The sequence below is a fragment of the Brevundimonas sp. UBA7534 genome (genome assembly GCF_002479325.1).
Classification (GTDB): Bacteria; Pseudomonadota; Alphaproteobacteria; order Caulobacterales; family Caulobacteraceae; genus Brevundimonas.
This window is the reverse complement of sequence record NZ_DLMO01000026.1, coordinates 1-18991: the sequence shown is the minus strand read 5'-3', so window position 1 is coordinate 18991 and position 18991 is coordinate 1. Positions and strand designations below refer to the sequence as shown.

Genomic DNA, 18991 nt, shown 5'->3' with positions numbered 1-18991 from the left:
CCCGCGGCGGGTTGGACAGCGGCCGCCAGATCCGCTCCCCCGCCCCGGTCCAGATCGCCAGCCCGTCCGAATCGTGGATCTCGGGTCGCCAGTCCTCGCGCGGATCCGACGAATTCTCGCCGTACCAGAACATGCTGGTCAGGGGCGCGAACCCCGGCTGAACGTAGCCGCGCCGGAAGACCAGCATCGCCTCGACCTCCTGCATCAGGCTGTCGCCGGCCCGGTCGTTGACGAAGCGATAGGCGCCGACGACGCCCGGCCCCTCCATTAAGGCGTGGATCACAAGCCGACCGGCCTCGTCCGGCCCCAGCCAGAAACGGGTGAAGTCGGGAAACTCCTCCGGCTCTTGGGCGTAGGTGTCCAGCGCCAGCCCGCGCGCCGACAGGCCGTACTGGCCGAACGGCCCCGGCGAGCGGAAGTAGGAGGCCCCCAGGAACGACAGCCATTCCGCCCGCCCCGGCCCGGCCACGGCCCGGAAACCGGCGAAGCCCACGTCGTCCGGCAGGGCGTTGAAGGGGCTGTCCTCGGGCACGNNCGGTGCCGCCCAGGATGCCGAACCAGACCACGCAGACCAGGGTGGGCACCAGCAGCACGCCGGCGATGAACTCGCGCACGGTGCGGCCGCGGGAGATGCGGGCGATGAAGATGCCGACGAACGGCGTCCAGGACATCCACCAGCCCCAGTAGTACGCGCTCCAGCCGGCCTGCCACGCGTCGCCCTCGGCGCCGTAGAACGCGGAGACGTTGAGCGAGTTCGCGAAGAAGTACTGCATGTACGAGCCGAGGGACTGCACCATCTCCTTGAACAGGAACGCGGTGGGCCCCACGATCGCGATGAACAGCAGCAGGCCGGCGGCCAGGATCAGGTTGGTGTTGGACAGCCACTTCATGCCGCGCTCCACGCCGGAGACCACGGTGTAGAGCACCACGCAGGTGACCGCGCCGATCATGGCGTACTCGAGCCAGGGGCTGTCCTCGGGCACGATGAAATAGGCAGGATCGTAGGTCAGCCGTCGGCTGCGCCCGCTTTCGACCAGATTGATCTCCACCGCGCGCCGCGCCAGCACGCCCAGCGGCATGAACTGCAGACCCCAGTCGGCCCCCATCGTCAGCGTCCGCTCGGGATCGAAGACGACGCGGAACCCCTCGTCATAGGTGATGGCGTCCAGGTCGCCCGCCGCCTCGGGCCGGGGCGCATGGGGACGCGCGGCCAGGTCGCGGGCCAGCGTCTTCACGGTCTCGAAGCTGAAGGCCTCGCCCTCCTGGGCCAGGGCCAGCCCCGGCGGCAGGGCGAAGGCGGCGCCCAGGCCGGCAAGGCCCTGAAGCACGGCGCGACGGCGGGGAATCATGCATGACCTCGTCGTGGACGCCCCCGCCCGTAGGACTAGAAAGCCGAGCCGCCGCTCCGGTTCAACCGTCATCTCGCAAATGCGAAGGACGCGATGTCGCGCCCGAGCTCATCGGCAGTAGCGGGTGTCGGTCGCTTCCAGGTGCAGGTGGTCGTGGTGGACGGCGTTGTAGTCGGGGCTCAGCGTCGTGCCGAACACGCGGCAGGCGTCATCGCGGATGCGGCGCAGAAAGCGCGCCTCGGCCCCGTCTCCGTTCCAGTCGCGCGCCACGCTGATCCGGCGCCCGTCACGCAGGCGCACACCGGCGAAGTCCAGCGCCGCCGCCTGGGCGTGGGCGCTGATCCGGTTCGAGCCCACGCCATTGTTCACGTTGCGGCAGGCGTAGGCGCCCATGTGGTCGATCTGAACCACGTCGGATCCCAGGATTTCCCGCGCCGCCGGCTCCAGCGACTGGCGTCGCCAGACGCTCAGCGCCAGCGCCGTCTGGCAGGTCATCTCCACGTCGCCCGGCGCCATGCGCGCCACGGTGCCCATGTCGGCGCCCAGGACCCCGCCCTGATGCAGGCCGCAGGTCGCGGTGTTCTGGCGATCCGGCACGGGGCTGAAGCGCACCCTCGCCGCCGTCAGTTGGGCCATGCACTGGCCCAGGTCCGCGCCGGCGCGCTTGACCGCCCCCAGCGTGCCCCCGTCGATCGGCCGGTCGACCAGACCGCCGACCAGCGGCGCGGGCGTCTGCGGATAGGGATAGGCCGACGGCCGCAGCGGCTCCGGCGGACGCCGCACGCACCCCGCCATCGCCAGCGCCGCCGCCAGCCCCAGGACCACAGCGGTCCGCGCCGGGCGAAAGGCGGGCGAGCGAAAGGCGGGCAGGCGGGGTGCGAAGGCGCGCTCGGTCATGGCCCCAGCCTAACCGATTCCGGGCTCGTCCGACGATGGCGCGAAAGGGATCGGGCCCGGATAGTCCAGGTCCATGCTGTGCGGATCCTTTCGCGCGGGATCCTGGTCCCGCTTCGCGCTGAGGCGAAGATGCTGATCGACCATCATGGCCAGGGGCGTGATCGGCTCAGGCAGCGGCCGCAACCGCCCCTCCCCGTCGAAATAGCGCCGCGCCCAGCCGCCGTTGACCGCATGGGCGAAGTCGCAGGCCGTCGCCTCCGGCCCCAGGTGGCGCGCGCGCCAGTGGTACATGAAGGCGGAATACCGCGCCGCCTCGCCCATCGGCTGGTCCATCAGCATCGCCCAGGCCAGCTTTGTCGCCTGGTCGATGATGTCGGCGTCGCGCTCAGCCATGTATTGCGCGATCACCTCTTCCTCCGACGGTTGGTCCGCGGCGGCGACGACGGCCTCTCCGGCGCGCTCCGCCAGCTTGGCCAGGGCCTCGGCCGAGCGGATCAGCGTCTGGGCCTCCGCGCCGCGTCCTTGCGCCAAAAGGCTGCTGGCGCGCTGCATCGCTGTTTCCACGGCCGCCTGCGGTTCGACCGGCGGACCCTGCGGGACCGACGCCGTCGCTTCGCGCGCCGGCTCCAGTGCGCCGTCCAGCTTTCGCGCGATGTCCTTGCGGCTCCAGCCCTCCAGCCGCGCCTTCTTCCTCAGATTGGACAGGCCGACGTCGAACCGGCGCGCGATCGACGGCCCGCTTTCCCCGCCCTCGTAGGCCAGGCGCACCCGCGCCCAGACCTCCGGCCCCCGATATTTCCTCAGGCGATAGTGTTCCATGACGACAGCGTAACCGCCCGTGTCGTCGAAATCGGACGTAGTGGTCGTCGCGTCGTCCAAGTGGCGCCCGCGCCGTCGTCCAATTCTCTCATGCGGAAAGCGAAAGGGCGGCCCCTTCGGAGCCGCCCCTGATCGTCGTCAGCTGTCCAGGAAGGACCGCAGTTTCCGCGACCGGCTGGGGTGTTTCAGCTTGCGCAGGGCCTTGGCCTCGATCTGGCGGATGCGTTCGCGGGTGACGCTGAACTGCTGCCCGACCTCTTCCAGCGTATGGTCGGTGTTCATGCCGATGCCGAAGCGCATCCGCAGCACCCGCTCCTCGCGCGGCGTCAGCGACGCCAGAACGCGGGTCGTGGTCTCGCGCAGATTGCTCTGGATGGCGGCGTCGATCGGCAGGACGGCGTTCTTGTCCTCGATGAAGTCGCCCAGGTGGCTGTCTTCCTCGTCGCCGATCGGCGTTTCGAGCGAGATCGGCTCCTTGGCGATCTTCAGGACCTTGCGCACCTTCTCCAGCGGCATGGCCAGCTTTTCGGCCAGTTCTTCCGGGGTCGGCTCGCGGCCGATCTCGTGCAGCATCTGGCGGCTGGTGCGGACGATCTTGTTGATCGTCTCGATCATGTGCACCGGAATACGGATGGTGCGCGCCTGGTCGGCGATCGAGCGGGTGATCGCCTGGCGAATCCACCAGGTGGCGTAGGTCGAGAACTTGTAGCCGCGACGGTACTCGAACTTGTCGACCGCCTTCATCAGGCCGATGTTGCCTTCCTGAATAAGATCAAGGAACTGCAGGCCGCGGTTGGTGTATTTCTTGGCGATGGAGATCACCAGGCGCAGGTTCGCCTCGACCATCTCCTTCTTGGCCTGACGGGCTTCGCGCTCGCCCTTCTGCACCGTCTGAACGATACGGCGGTAGTCGTCGATCGGCAGGCCGGCTTCCAGCGCCACGGCGGCGACGTCGGTGCGGATCGTGGCGATCTGGCTGGCCTCGTTCTCGCTGAACTTGGTCCAGCGCACGCCCATGTCCTTGACGTTTTCCGTCCAGTTGGGATCCAGCTCGGCGCCGAAATAGGCCTTCAGGAACTCGGGACGCGAGATGCCGTAGCTGTCGGCCAGACGCAGCAGCCGGCCTTCCAGGCCGATCAGCCGCTTGTTGATCGCATACAGCTGCTCGACCAGCGCCTCGATGCGGTTGTTGTTCAGCTTCATCGTCTTCAGACGGTCCGAGATGGCCGTCGTCAGACCTTCATAGGCCTTCTGGTCCTTGGCGCTCAGGCTCTCGCCCTTCAGCCGCGCCTGCACCAGCTTGTCCTGCAGCCCCCGGAACTCGCCGAAATCCGCCGCGATGGCGTTCAGCACCTCCATCACCCCGTCGCGCAGCTCCGCTTCCAGCGCCGAGATCGACATGCCGCCGCCGTCGTCGAAGTCGTCGTCGTCCTCGTCCTCCGACTCCGGCTTCTCCTCCGCCGCGGATTTTTCCTCGGCCTCTTCTTCCTCGCCGTCGCCCTCAGTCTGGGCGGCGCCCGGCAGGGACGACGGGTTCAGCACGCCGTAGGTGGCGTCCAGATCAATGACCTCGCGCAGCAGAATGCGGTTGTTTTCCAACTCGTCGCGCCAGACCATGATGGCCTCGAACGTCAGGGCGCTTTCGCACAGGCCCGAGATCATGGCGTCGCGGCCGGCTTCGATGCGCTTGGCGATGGCGATTTCGCCCTCGCGGCTCAAAAGCTCGACCGAGCCCATCTCGCGCAGATACATCCGCACCGGATCGTCGGTGCGGTCGTAGGCGGCCTTGGCGGGCGTTTCGGCCACGGCGGTGCCGGCGGCGGCTGCGACGTCGGTGGACTGCTGCTCCTGCGCGTCCTCTTCGGCCTCAACGACGTTGACGCCCATTTCGGACAGCATCGCCAGGGTGTCTTCGATGGCGTCGGGCGTGACTTCTTCGGACGGCAGAACCTTGTTCAGCTCCTCCATCGTCACATAGCCGCGAGCCTTGGCCTGCTTGATGAACTTCTTGACGCCGGCGTCCGTCAGATCGAGCAGGGGCCCGTCGGTGGAGACTTCGGCTTCCTGCGTTTCGGTCTGTGCGCTCATATTCAGTCTGTCTCCAGTCAGGGAGGTGATCAGGCCCCCCGACGAAAATACAATGCCCGGCGGTCCGTAAGGTTACGAGCCCGCGTTGTCTTCCCATATCGTCCCGGCTTTGATCGCACGGCGAAGCGCATCCCGCTCGGCCTTCAGCCGGCGGAACGCCTCATCCTGCCCGGGCACGTCGCGCGCCTGGGCCAAGGCGTCCTCCAACGCGGCGACGCGCGTCGAAGCGTCGAACGCCTGCGACCATCGGACCCTTGCCTCGGCGAGGGGCGCATTTGCGGCCAGGAATGGCGCGCCGGACTTCGCCGCCGCCTTCTCGACCTCGCGCACTAAGGCATCGTGACCCGATTGCGCCAGATGGCGACGCAGGGCCGCAGAGTCAAGGGATTGTCCCGACAGACGCAATCGAACCAGCTCCTGCGCAAGCCCGTCCAGCCCCCGGTCGCCGAAGCCGTGGGCCGCGATCGCCTCCAGATGGTCGTCCATTCGTTCGGGGTCGTCGATGGCGCCGTGGGCCAGCGCCGCCGGCACCGGCTCTATGGCGCGGATCAACGACTGCATGGCCTGGGCGCCCTCTACCGTCTGGCCCTGTTTGGGCGGCGGGCCGAAGCGACCGCCCCGCCCCTGCCCGGGTGTCCAGGCCGCGCGAGGCTGAGATCGCGGGAACAGGGCGTCGAAACGATCAAACAGATCACGTCGGTACTGTTCGGCCAGGTCGCGGTCCTGGATCGCCTGGGCGGCCTGACGCAGGCGCGCCTTGAACCCGGCCTTGCGCTCGGGGGTGTCCAGAGGCTCGGCGTCCTGCTCGCGACGAAACAGGACTTCGGAAAAGGCATGGGTTTCGCTCAGTGCCTGGCGCAGGGCCGGCGCGCCCTTGTCGCGCAGGATGTCGTCGGGATCCTGCCCGCCGCTCAGCAGCGCGAACCGGAACGACCGCCCCGCCTTCAACAGCGGCAAAGACCGCTCGATGGCGCGATAGGCGGCGCGCAGGCCCGCCGCGTCGCCGTCGAAGCACAGGACGGGTTCGTGGCTGACCCGCCACAGCCGTTCCATCTGCTCTTCCGTCAGGGCCGTGCCCATCGGCGCGACGGCCGGCAGGCCCGCCCGCTGGCAGGCGATGACGTCCATATAGCCCTCGACGACGATGATCGCCTGGTCGCTGCGGCTCTCGGCGCCCAGGATGCGCCGCGCCTCGGGCAGGCCGTAGAGGGTCGCGCCCTTGTGAAACAGCGGACTTTCCGGGCCGTTCAGATATTTGGCCCGGTCGTCGGGGTTCATCGCCCGGCCGCCGAAGCTGACGATCCGCCCGCGCGCGTCCAGGATGGGGAACATCAGCCGGTCGCGGAATCGGTCATAGGGCTGGCCGCCGCCTTCGGGCGCGATCAGCAGGCCCGCCTCCACCAGATCGGCGGGCCGCGCCCCGCGCTGGACCAGCGCCTGCTTCAGTCCCTCGCGATCATTGGGCGCATAGCCGAGGCCGAACCGTTCCCACTGGTCTTCGGGCAGGCCGCGCTTGTCCAGATATTCGCGGGCCGCCTTGCCGGGCGTCCGACGCAGATTGGCGGCGAACCACTTCTGGGCCAGGTCCATCCAGTCCGACAGGTCCTGGCGCTTCTGTTCGCGCTCGACCGCCTGAGGATCCTCGGCCGGAAGCTGCAGCCCCGCCTCGCCGGCCAGGCGCTGCACCGCCTCGACGAAGCTCAGCCGCTCGGTCTCCTGCAGGAAGGAGATGATGTCGCCGTGCTTGCCTGACGAGAAGTCGTGGAAGAACCCCTTGTCGTCGTTGACGAAAAACGACGGCGACTTCTCCTTGGTGAAGGGCGACAGGCCGACGAACTCGCGCCCTTGGCGCTTGAGCTTCACCGTCCGGCCGATCACGTCGGACGGGCGAAGGCGGGCCTTCAGTTCGTCGATGAAGCGTTCGTCGAAGCGCACCGCCGACCCTTAACCGCCTGTCGGGCCTTGCGCCACCATCGAGGCTTGTCGATTGATCCTCTTCGGACCAAAGGTCTTCTATGGAAACGCGCCGCCTCGCCCTGCTTTGCCTGATCCTCGCAGGCCTTGCGACAGCCGCCTGCCAGACCCTGCCGCGACCGGATTTCACCCAGGCCGATCTGGCGGCCGTCAGCCCGTCCTTCCGCTACGACTTCTCCAGCGACACCGCTCGCGCGCGGTTCGAGACGGACACCCGGCGCGCGGGTCAGGCGCCCGCCGATGGACGGTTCGACCTGCTGGCGCTTTCCGGCGGCGGCGCCAATGGCGCGTGGGGCGCCGGAGTGATGACCGCCTGGGCCGATCAGCCGACTTTCGAGGTGGTGACGGGAGTGTCGACCGGCGCCCTGATCGCTCCCTTCGTCTTCGCCGGACAATCCTTCGACCCCGCCCTGACCCACGCCTATACCGGCGGCCAGGCCGACGGCCTGTTGAAGTCGCGCGGGCTGCTGGCCCTGTTCCTGCCGGGGGTTTTCGATCCCGGGCCGCTGCGCGACCTTGTGCTGGGCAATATCGACGAGGCCCTGCTGAACGCCGTCGCCGCAGAACACGCCAAGGGCCGACGGCTCTATGTCGCCACCACCAGTCTGGACACCCAGACCCAGATCGTCTGGGACATGGGCGCCCTAGCCAGCCGCGACGACGTCCCGTCGCGAGTGCTGTTCGTCAATGTGCTGATCGCCTCGGCCAGCATTCCCGGCGCCTTTCCGCCCGTGCCGCTGACTTACGCCCACGACGGACGCCAGGTCAGCGAAATCCATGTCGACGGCGGGACGGTCGCCAACTTCCTGGTGGCGCCCGAACCCCTGCTGCTGGCCGATAATCTCGGAAGTCAGGGCGAGGGCCGCATCTGGGTGCTGATCAACGGCAAGCCCGAGCCGAAATTCCAGGTCGCGCCCCTTAGCCCGGCCCGGATCGCCGCGCGCAGCTTCGACACCATGATGAAGGCGATCACCCGCTCGGACCTGGCCAATACAGCGCAGTTCGCCCGCGTCAACGGCATGACCATGAATGTCGCCATGATCGGCCCGGAGACCGAGGAAGACAGCCTGGACTTCGGCCGCGAGAACATGACCCGCCTGTTCCAGGCCGGCCAGGCCGCCATGCGCGCCGGGGAGGCTTGGCGGAGCGTCATGGACGCCCAAGGCCGGGCGTCGCCCATCCTACCGCCTCGGTCGGAATCCTCGGCCAACGACACGGTGGCGGCAGGCGGCGAACGACAGCAGCCAGATCAGTAGGTGAGAAAGCGATCAGGCGGTTCGTCCGGGCATCCCCCGACAGCCGAACGAACCGCCGCATCGCAGAGGCGCGAAGCCGCAGCGTCCCCCAACGCCTCGGCTAACGAAGTCCTAACGCCTCGCGGACCTGCATCTGACGTTGCGATCCGGCGCGTGTCGAGAGGCGGCTGCCATCCCGTCGAGAAATTGGGCGAGACTGTGTCTTTCGCGCCGCGCCCTGATCGAAGATGCGACTAGCGGCGTCCGAAGGGCACCACCTTGTTGGCGCCGTCGTGGCCGATGTCGGCGCCGCCTAGGTAGGGAATGTCCGCGCGACCGCACCAGAAGCGCACGATCTCTTCCGGCGTCTGGCCGAAATCGGGATCGTTGGGCGTGATGTCGGATACGCGCCCCAGGCGAATGCCCGCCACCCGTCGGATCGAGGCCTGGCCGGTCAGATGGAACATCATCCGGTCGACGCGGTAGAGGGCTTCCGACACTTCTTCCAGCATCAGCACGTGGCCGCTCAGGTCCGGCTCCAGCGCGGTGCCGACCAACTGGTCGATGATCGACAGGTTGAAGGCGACCGCCGGGCGGGGGTCGATCAGCAGGGACGGCTCCAGCGAGGCGGGATCGTCCCGCAGGAACCAGTTGAGGGCGCGATAGGCCGTCTCGTCATGGCGGATGGCGTCGGACGCCATCGGCCCGTGCGCCAGATGGGGAAAGCCGGCCTTGTAGAGGATCGCCAACAGGCTGCCGGCGTCGGAATAGCCCATGTATTTCTTCTTGCGCGCCACCGCCGTCAGGCGCGGCAAGACCGCCTCGGCGATGCGGCAGGCGCCATAGCCGCCCCGGCCGAACCAGATGGCGTCCAGGCGCGGGTCGTTGGCGAAGTCCACGAAGGCGTCGGCGCGGGCCGCATCGTCCCCAGCGAAGTGGCCATGCTTCAGAAAACAGGAGGGGTGGAACACCACCGAGACCGAGCGGTCGGGAAAGTGGGCGGCCATCCAGGCGTCCACGGCCTTGGCCCGATCCTTCGAAAAGCGCGAACTGGCGACGACGACGCCGATCTTCATGACAAGTTCCGTCTGGCCCCCGGCGCCGCCCGTGCTAGTCAGGCGCGGTCCAGTCCTCCCGGTTTCGCCTCCATGAATCAAGACGCCTCCTACTTCTTCTGCGGCATCGGCGGGTCGGGGATGCTGCCCCTGGCTCTTATCGTCCAGTCGCGGGGCGGACGGATCGAGGGTTCGGACCGCGCGCTGGACCAGGGCCGCACGCCCGAGAAGTTCGACTGGCTGCGCGCGCACGGCGTGACGCTGCACCCGCAGGACGGGTCGGGCGTGACGCGCTCCGACCAGATCGTGGTGGCCACCGGCGCGGTGGAGGACACGGTGCCAGACATCGGCGCGGCCCGCCGCGTCGGCGCCGCGATCAAGACCCGCCCCAAGCTTCTGAGCGAACTGTTCAACGCCGCCGAGGTCTCGGTCGGCGTGGCGGGCACCAGCGGCAAGTCCACCATCACCGGCATGATCGCCTGGATCCTGCACCAGGCGGGTCGGGCGCCCACCGTAATGAACGGGGCGGTGATGAAGAATTTCGCCGACGCGGATCACCCGTTCGCCAGCGCCCTGGTCGGCGACCCGGCGCTGTTCGTGGCCGAGGTGGACGAGTCCGACGGCTCCATCGCCCGCTACGATCCGACCGTGGCCGTGGTGTCCAACATCTCACTGGACCACAAGTCGATGGAGGAGTTGCGCGACCTGTTCGGCGGCTTTGTCGACCGGGCCCGGACCGCGGTGCTTAACCTGGACAATCCCGAAACCGCCGCCCTGGCCCAGACGCTGGCGTCGGGCAAGGCGATCACCTTCGGCCTGGGCGAAGAGGCGGCCGACCTGTCCGCCCACGATCTTGAACCCCTGCCCGCCGGGATGAAGTTTCGCCTGATCGCGGGCAGGACCGAGTTCGATGTGGTTCTGCACGTGCCCGGCGCCCACAACGTCGCCAACGCCCTGGCGGCCATCGGCGCAGTCCAGGCGCTGGGCGTGCCGGTGTCCGAGGCCGTGCGCGCGCTGGAGGCTTTCTCCGGCATCCGCCGCCGGATGGAGGTGGTCGGGACGGCCGGCGACGTCACCGTCATCGACGACTTCGCCCACAACCCCGACAAGATCGCCGCCACGCTGAAGACGCTGCACGCCTTCGACGGCCGGCTGTTGATCCTGTTCCAGCCGCACGGGTTCGGTCCGCTGAAGCTGATGAAGGACGAGTTCATCCAGGGGTTCGCCGGCCTGCTGCGACTCGACGACGTCCTGCTGATGCCCGAACCCGTCTATTACGGCGGCACCACCGACCGCAGCGTGGGATCAGAGGATATCGCCTCTGGGGTCCGCGCCGCCGGTCGCAACGCAGAAGCGCTGGCGGATCGCGCGGCGTGCGGCGAGCGGATCCTGGGCCTGGTTCGCCCCGGCGACCGCATCGTGGTCATGGGCGCCCGCGACGACACCCTGTCGGACTTCGCCCGCGACCTTCTGAACCGCCTGGATCAGTCGGCCGGTCGATAGACGCGGACGTAGTCGACCTCCATCCGTTGCGGGAAGGCGGCGGCGTCCACGCCCTCCTCGCCGCCCCAGTCGCCGCCGACGGCGACGTTCAGGATCAAGTGGAAGGGTTTGTCGAACGGCCAAGTCTCCGGGTCGCCGCGCCCGTCGTTGGCGAAGCGGTGGATCGGCGCGTCATCGACCAGGAAGACGATCTCCTCGGGCGTCCAGCGCACCTGATAGCGATGAAAGGCGTCGCAGGCGTCGGCGACCTGGGTGGTCGCCGTACTCTGCGTGCCGCGCACATGGTTGTAGGCCTCGGTGTGGATCGAGGCGTGGACGACGCCGGGGCGATGGCCGACGTGCTCCATGATGTCGATTTCGCCGCCGATGGGCCAGCCAGAGGGCGCCTGCGGCAACATCCAGATGGCGGGCCAGCTACCGCGTCCGCAAGGCAGCTTGGCGCGTGTTTCAATGAAGCCGCCTTGCCAGCCCCCCGTCGAGATCAGTCGCGCCGAGGTGTAGTCCTGTCCGCCCCAGTCGGCGGGCGTCGGCGCGATGCGCTCACGCCGCGCCTCGATGACCAATACGCCGTCCTCGACCCGCGCGTTCTCAAGGCGATCGGCCGAGTAATACTGGGCCTCGTTGTTGTACCAGCCGCCGCGATTGGCGTGCGTGTCATAGGTCCATTTCGACGCATCGGGCGCGCCGTCGCGGTCGAACTCGTCAGCCCAGACCAGGTCGTAGCCTTCGGGCGCGGCCGGATTTGAAAACGCCAGAGCCAGTGCGGCGGCGAGCATGAGCATAAGGAACCCTCCCGTTCTCTTTCGCCCTTGATGACAGGGCGCGAGGCGGGGCGGAAATCCTAATAGACGTCGCGACGGTAACGTCCGGTTTCCAGCAACTCCAGCACGCGATGCTCCCCCAGCGCGTCCTGCAAGGCCGCATGCACCCCCTGCGACATGCCCTCCAGGCTGCCGCAGACATAGAGGGCCGCGCCGCGATCCACCCAGGCGCGGATGTCGTGGGCCGCAGCCACGATCAGATCCTGCACATAGCGGCCGTCTCCGGCGTCGCGCGAAAAGGCCCTATCCAGTCGCGTCAGCACGCCCGACGCCAGCCAGGCCTGAAGCTCATCGTCGAAGAAGGCGTCGTGCGCGCGGGTCCGCTCCCCGAACAGCAACCAGGCGCCTCCTCCCGCGGATAGGCGCGCCTTCAGGTGCGCCCGCAGCCCCGCGATGCCCGTCCCGTTGCCGATCAGGATCAGCGGGGTTTCGGCCGCGGGCCCGTGGAAGCCCCGGTTGATCCGCACCCGCATCCCGATCTCTTCCCCCAGGGCCAGGGTCTGCGTCAGCCACCCGGATGCCAGGCCGGGCTGGCCGTCCGGGCTGCGCATCAGGCGGATCAGGAACTCCAGCCGCCCGTCCTGCGGCAAGGAGGCGATGGAATATTCGCGCGCGCCGGGCGCGGGCGCGCCGTCGCGGGCCGGCACGCCGATCTCGGCGATGTCGCCGGCCGACCATTCGGGGGCGGGCCCGGTCGGTTCAAACGCCAGGTGGTAGGCCTCGGCGCCGGGCGACCCCGGATTGACCAGCGTTCGCGACGCCAGCCGCCACGGCTCATAGGCCGGCGGCGTCCAGTCCGGCGCGGAGACGACACCCGCGATCTGGTTCAACTGGTGCTGCCAGTGGCGGATGGCGCCGGCGGCGCCGGCGTCCACCTCGACCAGATCGAACAGCGGTTCGGCGCCCGACCGGCGCAGCCAGCCGTCCACGGCGTGGCCGAAGCCGCAGAACCGATCGTAGGACCGATCCCCCAGGGCCAGCAGCCCGAAGCGAAGATCGGACAGGTCGGCGTCGACCGCCATCGCCTTGCGCACAAAGCCTGCAGCGGCGTCCGGCGGGTCGCCCTCGCCGGTGGTCGAGACGATCAGCAGGGCGCGGCCAGCCACCTTCAGCGTCTGGACGTCCAGATCGGCGAAGGACAGCACCCGCGCGCCCACGCCGCCCTGCCCCAGTGCCTTGGCCGTCATCCACGCCAGTTCCTCGCCAAAGCCGGTCTGGCTGGCGAAGGCGACGAGAACGGCCTCGCCGTCGCCCGCCATCGCCTTCGACCGGGCGCGCGCGGCCGCCTTGGCCCGCCTTTCGCGCCAGAAGATCACGGCGATCAGGGCCAGCCAGAGCAGGATCGCACCAGCCGCCCAAAGCCAGCGGGCAGGATCGGGGGTCACGCCGGTGCGTCGTCCATCATGGCGCGCCAAGCGGGGGTCATGCGTTCGACCAGCCCTCGGTCCGTGCGCTGGACGAAATGCGCCGCCAGACCGATGGCTTCGGCGAACTCGGGCCCCTCGTATGGCCCCATGACGGTCAGGGCCGTGGCGTAGGCGTCCGCCCTCAGCGCCTGAGCGTGCAGCACGCTGACCGAGGCCAGACCATTGTCCACCGGCTGGCCGGTCGAGCCGTCGATCGTGTGCGGGTAGAGCCGTCCCTGATGCTCGAACGCGCGGCGATAGTCGCCGCTGGTGGCCACGGCCAGTTCGTGCAGGGCGACCACGGTGCGTGGCGCGGGGCTGTCCTGGACACGCTCGATCTCCGCCCACCAGGGCTGCGCGTCCGGCTTGACGCCTCGCCCCTTCAGTTCGCCGCCGATATCGACCAGATGCGAGGTCGCGCCCATCGCCATAAGGCGGTCCGAGACCCGGTCCACCGCATGGCCCTTGGCCAGGCCCGAGAAGTCCAGCTTCATCCCGCCCATCTGCATCACGGCGCGGGCGTCGCGGTTCAGCCGCAGCTTCTGCCAGCCCGACACCTTCAGGGCGGCGACGATTTCCTCGTCCTGGGGCGTCGGCAGCAGGGGCGAACGCGGGCCGGCGGGGCCGAAGCCCCACAGATCGACCAGGGCGCCCAGCGTCGGATCGACCGCCCCATTGGTCTCGTCGCCCAGGTCCATGGTGGCGTCAAGGAAGTCCCAGAACGGTTGCGACACCGCCCAGACGCCTTCGGGCGCCGCGTTGAAGCGGCTAATCTCGCTGCCCCGCTCCCACGCGCTGAACAGGCGCACGATCTCGGCCAATTCGGCCTCGATCGCCGACTGGAATGCGGCCTTGTCCGCGCCGGGCGGGGCGATGACGCGCGCATTCCAGGACGTGCCCATCGTCTGGCCGCCCAAGGACCAGACGATGTCGCTGGGCGGTCGCGCGGGCGCCTGTTCCACCGGCGGGATCAGCACACGGTCGCCCGACCGCTCGGCCAGGGGAGAGGCGTCGCCGATGCTGACGGGAGACGGCGCGGCGCGGCTTCCGCGCTGGAAGGGATTGTCGCTCATTCGACCCGCTTAGGGCAGGACCTCGACCACCGCCACATATTGCGCATTGGCGCCCGGCTGATCGCCCTGGCCCTCGCTGCGCACCGCGGCGTTCAGCCAGTACATGCCCGCTTCGGGCCAGGTGATCGAGAACGTCCCGTCGGCGCCGGTCTTCACGGTGGATTCCTCGGGATTGTCGCGGTAGCGCAGACCGCCCCGCGCCACCGTGACATCCAGGCCGGCCGCCGGCTGTCCGTCATTCAGCAGCTTGAACGTCGCCGCCTCGCCCGCAACCAGGTCATTGGGGTGGGTCACCGGAACCATCTCCAGCCCTTCGTTGGTCGGGGCGAAGACGGTGTCGGTCGGATTGTTCAGGGTGACGAAGGTCTCGATGCGGTTCGCGGTGCGCGTGGCCCGCACGTCGGTCGCGCCCTGCGGCAGGGCGGCCGGAAACTCCGCCGCCGATCCGCGCCAGCGCTTCTGTTCGCCATCCAGGGTGTAGCTGGCCATGAAGCCGCTCATGACGTTGGCGATCTTGTAGGTGCCGTTCTGCGTCAGATGCACGTCGAAGGTGGTGCGATACTGGCCCTGCATCAGGTGCTCGGGCTGTACGAGGGCGCCGTCCGGAGCCGTCACGGTCAGACCGTTCATCCGCATCGCGGCGTGGTCGGGAATGAAGACTCCATTCGACATGCCGGCGTCGAAGGCGACCCAGGCGTCATTGCCGGACAGCACGGTGGAGGTGGGCGCCATCCAGGCGCGGTGAGCCTGGGCGGCCATCGGCGCGGCCAGGACGGCGGCCAAGGTCAGCAGGGCGAGAGACTTCTTCATGGCGGCGATCCTTTAGCGGGTGACGGCGACGCGCACGGCGCCCAGTTCATTGGAGCCGGACACTTGCCCGGTGTTGGGCGCGCCCCAGCGGAAGGGGACGCGCACGGTTTCGCGGCCGCCCAGCTCACGCGCCGCCTCGACGACGACGTTGTATTGCCCGGGCTGCAGACCGGCCAGGCGCGCGCCAGGCACACGGATCGTCTGGGTTCCCCGCGCGCGCGTCGCGCCCGAAACGCCGTCGGCCGGCAGGGCCATCGCGCGACCGCCCTTGCGCCACCAGGTGCGCAGGTCCTTCAGCCAGTCCTTGCCGTCGCCCTCGTTGTTGCGGGTCTGCTGGTACCAGACCGCCAAGGTGCGAACGGCGGTCTGATCGGGCTGTTCGATCCAGACCGCCACATAGGGCCGGTGGTAGGAGGCCGTGTTCAGGCGGGGGATGTCGACCGAGACCGTCAGGTCGGCAGCGAGGGCCGGCGCGGCCGCAGCCAGGCCAGCGGTGGTGACGACGATGGGGAGAAGGCGCATCCGGGACACTCTCGACGAGTTGCTCAGTGAATGAAGATCAGGGCGATGACGACGGGGATGAGCAGGCCCAGGCCCGCCAGCGGCCAGGTCGACGGCCGCCCGCGCGCGTGCAGCCACATCAGACCCAGGCCGGTGACGGCGAAGATCACGCAGGCCACGGCGAAGACGTCGATGAACCAGTACCAGACCGGCCCGGCGTTCCGCCCCTTGTGCAGGTCGTTGAGGTAGGCGATCCAGCCTCGCGTGGTCTTTTCGTGGAACGCTTCGCCCGTGGCCCGGTCGATGGTCAGCCAGCCGTCGCCGCCTGGCGTCGGAAGCGCCACGTAGATTTCCTCAGGCGTCGTCTCGGTCGGCTTGCCGGCGATGTCGACCGACAATGTCTGCGAGGCCCAGCGGGCCACCGCCTCGGGCGCCGGATCGGTCGTTTCCTCCGGAAATGAGGACAGACGTTCAAGCAGCGGCTGGGGCAGGGTCGCGGTGTGTTCGACCGTGACGGGCTCTGCCGGGATCTGGGCCGCGTGATTCAGGGTGATCCCCGTGACGGCGAACAGGATCATGCCGACCAGGCTGAGCGCGGCCGAAATCCAATGCCAGGAATGCAGTTGCTTCAACCAGAACGACCGCGCGCCGTTCAGCGCCGCCTTCGGTTTGGCGGGCTGCGGCCTGACGGGCTGGACGGCTTCAGCCTGGCGCTGCGGAGCGAGATCGGTCACACGCCCGCTCTGCCACTGTTGCGAACGGTTTTCAATAGCGTTCGCAAGCGATGACGGTCAGTAGGACAGCCGCAATCCAGCCCTCACGGTTCGGGGCGGGCCGTAACCCGCCACCCCTGCACCTGTCTCCGACACTTCCACCTCGGCGTCGAACAGATTGTCGGCGGCCAGCCACAGGGCTGTGCCCGCGTTGACAGCCCATTCCGCCCGCATATCCGCCGTCAGGGCGGCGTCCAGCACACGACTGTTCAAGTCGTCGTCGAATCGCTCCGATTCATAGCGCGCTGAGGCAGCGACGGTCAGGCGGGACGTGACACGCCAATCCAGACCCGCAGTGGCGCTCCATTCGGGCGCCTGGGCCGGCCTCAGGCCGGTCAGTTGGGGCGCCGCCCCGCCCCCATCGACCTCGGCGTCCGTCCAGGCCAGCGCGGCGTCCAGCGAGATCGCCTCGGACAGCCGCGCGGAACCGTTCAACTCCACGCCCCACGCCTTGATGGTCCCTGCATTCTGTCTCTGCCTCAGCACGCCGCCCGCTGGAACAAAGCCCGCGCGCGGAAAGGTCCCCGGTCCCTCGCCGATCGTGACGTTGACGATGGCGTCCTCGATCTCGTTCCAGAAAACAGTCGCGCCCCAGGTCGGTCCACCCCGGTCGAAAGCCAGGCCGGCCTCCACGCCGCGCAACGTCTCCGGCTCCAACGCGGCGTTGGCTTCGGTGATGTCGTTGCCGACGCGGAACGGCCGGTGCAGTTCGTTCAGCGTGGCGGGGCGGAACCCGGAATAGGCGGCCGCGCGCGCGGCGTAGCCCTGGCCCAGGTCGCGCCGCACGGCCAGCCGGGCGCTGACCACCTCCCCGTCTCGGTCGGGATCGGTCTCGTCCAGCAGGGTCGCCTCGCTCGCCAAGTCGTATTCGTACCGGAAGCCTGCCGTGTTCTCCCATCGGTCCCAACGCAGCCCGCCTGCGACCAGCCAGGCCTCATCGCTCCACGAAGCATCGACATAGCCGCCGGCCACCGCCGTCTCGCCGCCCGCCATGCGGCCCTTGGTGAAGCCGGCGCCGCTCGGATTGCTGAACCGTTCGTTGGTCTGGCCCTCGTTGAAGCGGGCGTCTGCGCCGACTTCCCATTCCAGACGCCCGCCCGCGACCTGGGCCGTGCGGCGGCGCAGGGCGGCGTTCACGCCCCAGCCCGTGGCGGGGGTCTTGTATTGATCGTTGGCCGGCGTGGTCGTCGCGCGATCCGCCGCGACCGAAGCGGAACTGTTGGCGAAGTCGCTGTCGATCCGCCAGGCCTGGAGCCGCCAGCCATAGTCGTCGGCGCGGGGCGCGCGCGCCAAGGTGGCGCTGAGGGCGTGGCCGCTGGCGTTGGCGCGGGTGCTCGCAAGGCCGGATCCGCGATCCTCCTCCCAGGTCGAGGCGCGCAGCGACAGGGCCGCGGCGCCGACGGGCGCGTCGGCCCGCAACGACGCGCTGCGGCTGTCCAGGTCCAAGGGCGTGTCCGCCGCCCCTGCCGCCGCGCCGCGCACCGGGACATAGCCGTCGCTGACCTCATAGAGGCCGGAGGCCGTCAGGCGCACCGGACCCAGCGGGGTCGAGCCGGAGCCGGCCGCCCGGGCGCCCCCACGTTCCGCGACCGACAGGTCCAGCACGCCGCCCGAGGCGCGCTCTCGCAGTTGGATCGTGCCTGTCAGCGCGCCGGCGCCATAGGGGCCGGCCCCGGCCCCGCGGATGATGTCGACGCCCTCCAGCGCCTCGGGCGCCGCCTGGGACCAGATGACCCAACCGCCGAACGGATCGTTCAGCGGCACGCCGTCCAGCGTGACCAGAGTGCGCCCCGCGCCGGACGGAGCGATGGCGCGCAGCGAAATCCCCTGAGTGGTCGGATTGGCGGCCAGACTTGTCGTCCGCCGGAACAGCGACACGGCCGGCACGCTGCGCAGGGCCTCGTCCAGACGGCTGGACCGCTCCAGCACCTCGGGATCCAGTCGCGTCACCGAAAAGGCGGCGGCGGCGGCGGCGGGCGGCAGTCGCGCGGCGGTGACCACCACGTCGGAAACCTGTGCGGGCGGTGCGGGGGGCGGGGCGTCCTGAAACATCGGGCGTCACAATAGCCGCGCGCCCTCGAAGTTCACCCCCGCGCGCCGAAAAAAGCGCCGCCCGGCTTCACACCTCGGCCCAGCGGCGCAGCAGGTTGTGATACACGCCCGTCAACTCGATGACCGCCTGATCCTTCTGCCCCTTGTCCACCGCCACCCGCTGGGTGGCCACGTCCAGCCGGAACAGCATCTCGCGGTCGCCGTCGTCGCGGATCAGGCTCTGCATCCACATGAAGGACGACACCCGCGCGCCGCGCGTCACCGGCGTGACACGATGCAGGCTCTTGGATGGATAGAGGACCAAGTCCCCCGCGGGCAGCTTGATCGACTGGGCGCCGTACATCTCCTCCACCACCAGTTCGCCGCCGTCGTAGTCCTCGGGCTCGGACAGGAACAAGGAGGCCGACAGGTCGCTGCGGATGCGCAAGCCGCCGCTGCGCTGCTGGCGAATGGCGTTATCGACATGGACGCCGAACTCGCCCCCGCCTTCATAGCGGTTGAATAGCGGCGGGAAGATCGTGTGCGGCAAGGCGGCGGCGACGAACATCGGATTGGCGTTCAGCGCCTGGACGACCAGGGCCGAGACCTCGCGTGCGACGTCGCATTCCTCCGGCAGTTGCAGGTTTCGCTTGGCC

16 protein-coding genes and 1 pseudogene are annotated in these 18991 nt (G+C 69.1%); 2 read left to right on the top strand and 15 right to left on the bottom strand.

The annotated features are described in order from the left end of the window. The 6 genes and pseudogenes from B2U11_RS01825 to dnaG form a co-directional block, all read right to left on the bottom strand. Positions 1 to 532 (bottom strand): glucan biosynthesis protein (locus B2U11_RS01825; RefSeq protein WP_292069384.1); only part of this gene is annotated, 532 nt, incomplete at its 3' end. A 16-nt stretch (positions 533 to 548) separates the two neighbouring features. Continuing rightward, positions 549 to 1349, bottom strand: a pseudogene (locus tag B2U11_RS15695) (BCCT family transporter); the annotation flags it as partial. Positions 1350 to 1457: 108 nt separating this feature from the next. Beyond that, positions 1458 to 2246 (bottom strand): extensin family protein, encoded by a 789-nt coding sequence (locus B2U11_RS01820; RefSeq protein WP_292069381.1) that lies wholly within the window; start codon positions 2244 to 2246, stop codon positions 1458 to 1460. Between the two features lie 9 nt (positions 2247 to 2255). Further along, entirely contained in the window at positions 2256 to 3125 is an 870-nt protein-coding gene (locus B2U11_RS01815) for a hypothetical protein (RefSeq protein ID WP_292069380.1), read from the bottom strand. Between the two features lie 78 nt (positions 3126 to 3203). After that, positions 3204 to 5153, bottom strand: a complete 1950-nt coding sequence (gene rpoD / locus B2U11_RS01810) for an RNA polymerase sigma factor RpoD (RefSeq protein ID WP_292069377.1) — start codon at positions 5151 to 5153, stop codon at positions 3204 to 3206. A 72-nt stretch (positions 5154 to 5225) separates the two neighbouring features. Beyond that, a complete protein-coding gene (dnaG, locus tag B2U11_RS01805; protein ID WP_292069375.1) occupies positions 5226 to 7088 on the bottom strand; it encodes a DNA primase in 1863 nt (620 codons plus the stop codon). An 80-nt stretch (positions 7089 to 7168) separates the two neighbouring features. Here dnaG and B2U11_RS01800 point away from each other — a divergent pair, with 80 nt between their 5' ends. Further along, positions 7169 to 8383 carry a patatin-like phospholipase family protein gene (locus B2U11_RS01800; protein WP_292069372.1) on the top strand — a complete coding sequence of 405 codons (1215 nt, stop codon included), beginning with the start codon at positions 7169 to 7171 and terminating at the stop codon, positions 8381 to 8383. 233 nt (positions 8384 to 8616) lie between these two features. On the opposite strand, the gene B2U11_RS01795 is transcribed toward B2U11_RS01800, so the two are convergent. Then, positions 8617 to 9438: an LD-carboxypeptidase gene (locus B2U11_RS01795; RefSeq protein ID WP_292069370.1), complete on the bottom strand. Its 822-nt coding sequence runs from the start codon at positions 9436 to 9438 to the stop codon at positions 8617 to 8619. Positions 9439 to 9510: 72 nt separating this feature from the next. Between B2U11_RS01795 and B2U11_RS01790 the strand changes: the two genes are divergently transcribed. Then, entirely contained in the window at positions 9511 to 10920 is a 1410-nt protein-coding gene (locus B2U11_RS01790) for a UDP-N-acetylmuramate--L-alanine ligase (RefSeq protein WP_292069368.1), read from the top strand. Here B2U11_RS01790 and B2U11_RS01785 read toward each other — a convergent pair. The 8 genes from B2U11_RS01785 to B2U11_RS01750 all read right to left on the bottom strand — a co-directional run. Beyond that, positions 10902 to 11702 (bottom strand): glycoside hydrolase family 16 protein, encoded by an 801-nt coding sequence (locus tag B2U11_RS01785; protein WP_292069365.1) that lies wholly within the window; start codon positions 11700 to 11702, stop codon positions 10902 to 10904. The genes B2U11_RS01790 and B2U11_RS01785 overlap by 19 nt on opposite strands. Before the next feature lie 59 nt (positions 11703 to 11761). Continuing rightward, positions 11762 to 13126: a sulfite reductase subunit alpha gene (locus B2U11_RS01780; protein WP_292069363.1), complete on the bottom strand. Its 1365-nt coding sequence runs from the start codon at positions 13124 to 13126 to the stop codon at positions 11762 to 11764. Then, positions 13123 to 14220 carry an FAD:protein FMN transferase gene (locus tag B2U11_RS01775; protein WP_292069361.1) on the bottom strand — a complete coding sequence of 366 codons (1098 nt, stop codon included), beginning with the start codon at positions 14218 to 14220 and terminating at the stop codon, positions 13123 to 13125. Before B2U11_RS01775 ends, B2U11_RS01780 begins: the two co-directional genes overlap by 4 nt. Positions 14221 to 14229: 9 nt before the next feature. After that, a complete protein-coding gene (locus B2U11_RS01770) occupies positions 14230 to 15030 on the bottom strand; it encodes a DUF4198 domain-containing protein (protein ID WP_292069359.1) in 801 nt (266 codons plus the stop codon). A 12-nt stretch (positions 15031 to 15042) separates the two neighbouring features. Further along, the gene (locus B2U11_RS01765) at positions 15043 to 15552 is read right to left on the bottom strand and encodes a DUF2271 domain-containing protein (RefSeq protein ID WP_292069357.1); all 510 of its coding nucleotides are present in this window, start codon (positions 15550 to 15552) and stop codon (positions 15043 to 15045) included. A gap of 23 nt (positions 15553 to 15575) precedes the next feature. Beyond that, entirely contained in the window at positions 15576 to 16187 is a 612-nt protein-coding gene (locus B2U11_RS01760) for a PepSY-associated TM helix domain-containing protein (RefSeq protein WP_292069388.1), read from the bottom strand. Positions 16188 to 16322: 135 nt separating this feature from the next. Next, positions 16323 to 18356, bottom strand: coding sequence for a TonB-dependent receptor (locus tag B2U11_RS01755; protein ID WP_292069353.1), 2034 nt, complete (start codon positions 18354 to 18356; stop codon positions 16323 to 16325). A gap of 67 nt (positions 18357 to 18423) precedes the next feature. Then, on the bottom strand, positions 18424 to 18991 hold a 568-nt coding region (locus B2U11_RS01750), incomplete at its 5' end, for a Fe2+-dependent dioxygenase (protein WP_292069351.1).

What these genes read in the sequence shown, in the direction of transcription:
- B2U11_RS01820 (WP_292069381.1), bottom strand. Translation starts at nt 2,246, where the DNA reads ATGACCGAGCGCGCCTTCGCACCCCGCCTGCCCGCCTTTCGCTCGCCC.
- rpoD (WP_292069377.1), bottom strand. Translation starts at nt 5,153, where the DNA reads ATGAGCGCACAGACCGAAACGCAGGAAGCCGAAGTCTCCACCGACGGG.
- B2U11_RS01800 (WP_292069372.1), top strand. Translation starts at nt 7,169, where the DNA reads ATGGAAACGCGCCGCCTCGCCCTGCTTTGCCTGATCCTCGCAGGCCTT.
- B2U11_RS01795 (WP_292069370.1), bottom strand. Translation starts at nt 9,438, where the DNA reads ATGAAGATCGGCGTCGTCGTCGCCAGTTCGCGCTTTTCGAAGGATCGG.
- B2U11_RS01790 (WP_292069368.1), top strand. Translation starts at nt 9,511, where the DNA reads ATGAATCAAGACGCCTCCTACTTCTTCTGCGGCATCGGCGGGTCGGGG.
- B2U11_RS01785 (WP_292069365.1), bottom strand. Translation starts at nt 11,702, where the DNA reads ATGCTCATGCTCGCCGCCGCACTGGCTCTGGCGTTTTCAAATCCGGCC.
- B2U11_RS01775 (WP_292069361.1), bottom strand. Translation starts at nt 14,220, where the DNA reads ATGAGCGACAATCCCTTCCAGCGCGGAAGCCGCGCCGCGCCGTCTCCC.
- B2U11_RS01770 (WP_292069359.1), bottom strand. Translation starts at nt 15,030, where the DNA reads ATGAAGAAGTCTCTCGCCCTGCTGACCTTGGCCGCCGTCCTGGCCGCG.
- B2U11_RS01765 (WP_292069357.1), bottom strand. Translation starts at nt 15,552, where the DNA reads ATGCGCCTTCTCCCCATCGTCGTCACCACCGCTGGCCTGGCTGCGGCC.
- B2U11_RS01755 (WP_292069353.1), bottom strand. Translation starts at nt 18,356, where the DNA reads ATGTTTCAGGACGCCCCGCCCCCCGCACCGCCCGCACAGGTTTCCGAC.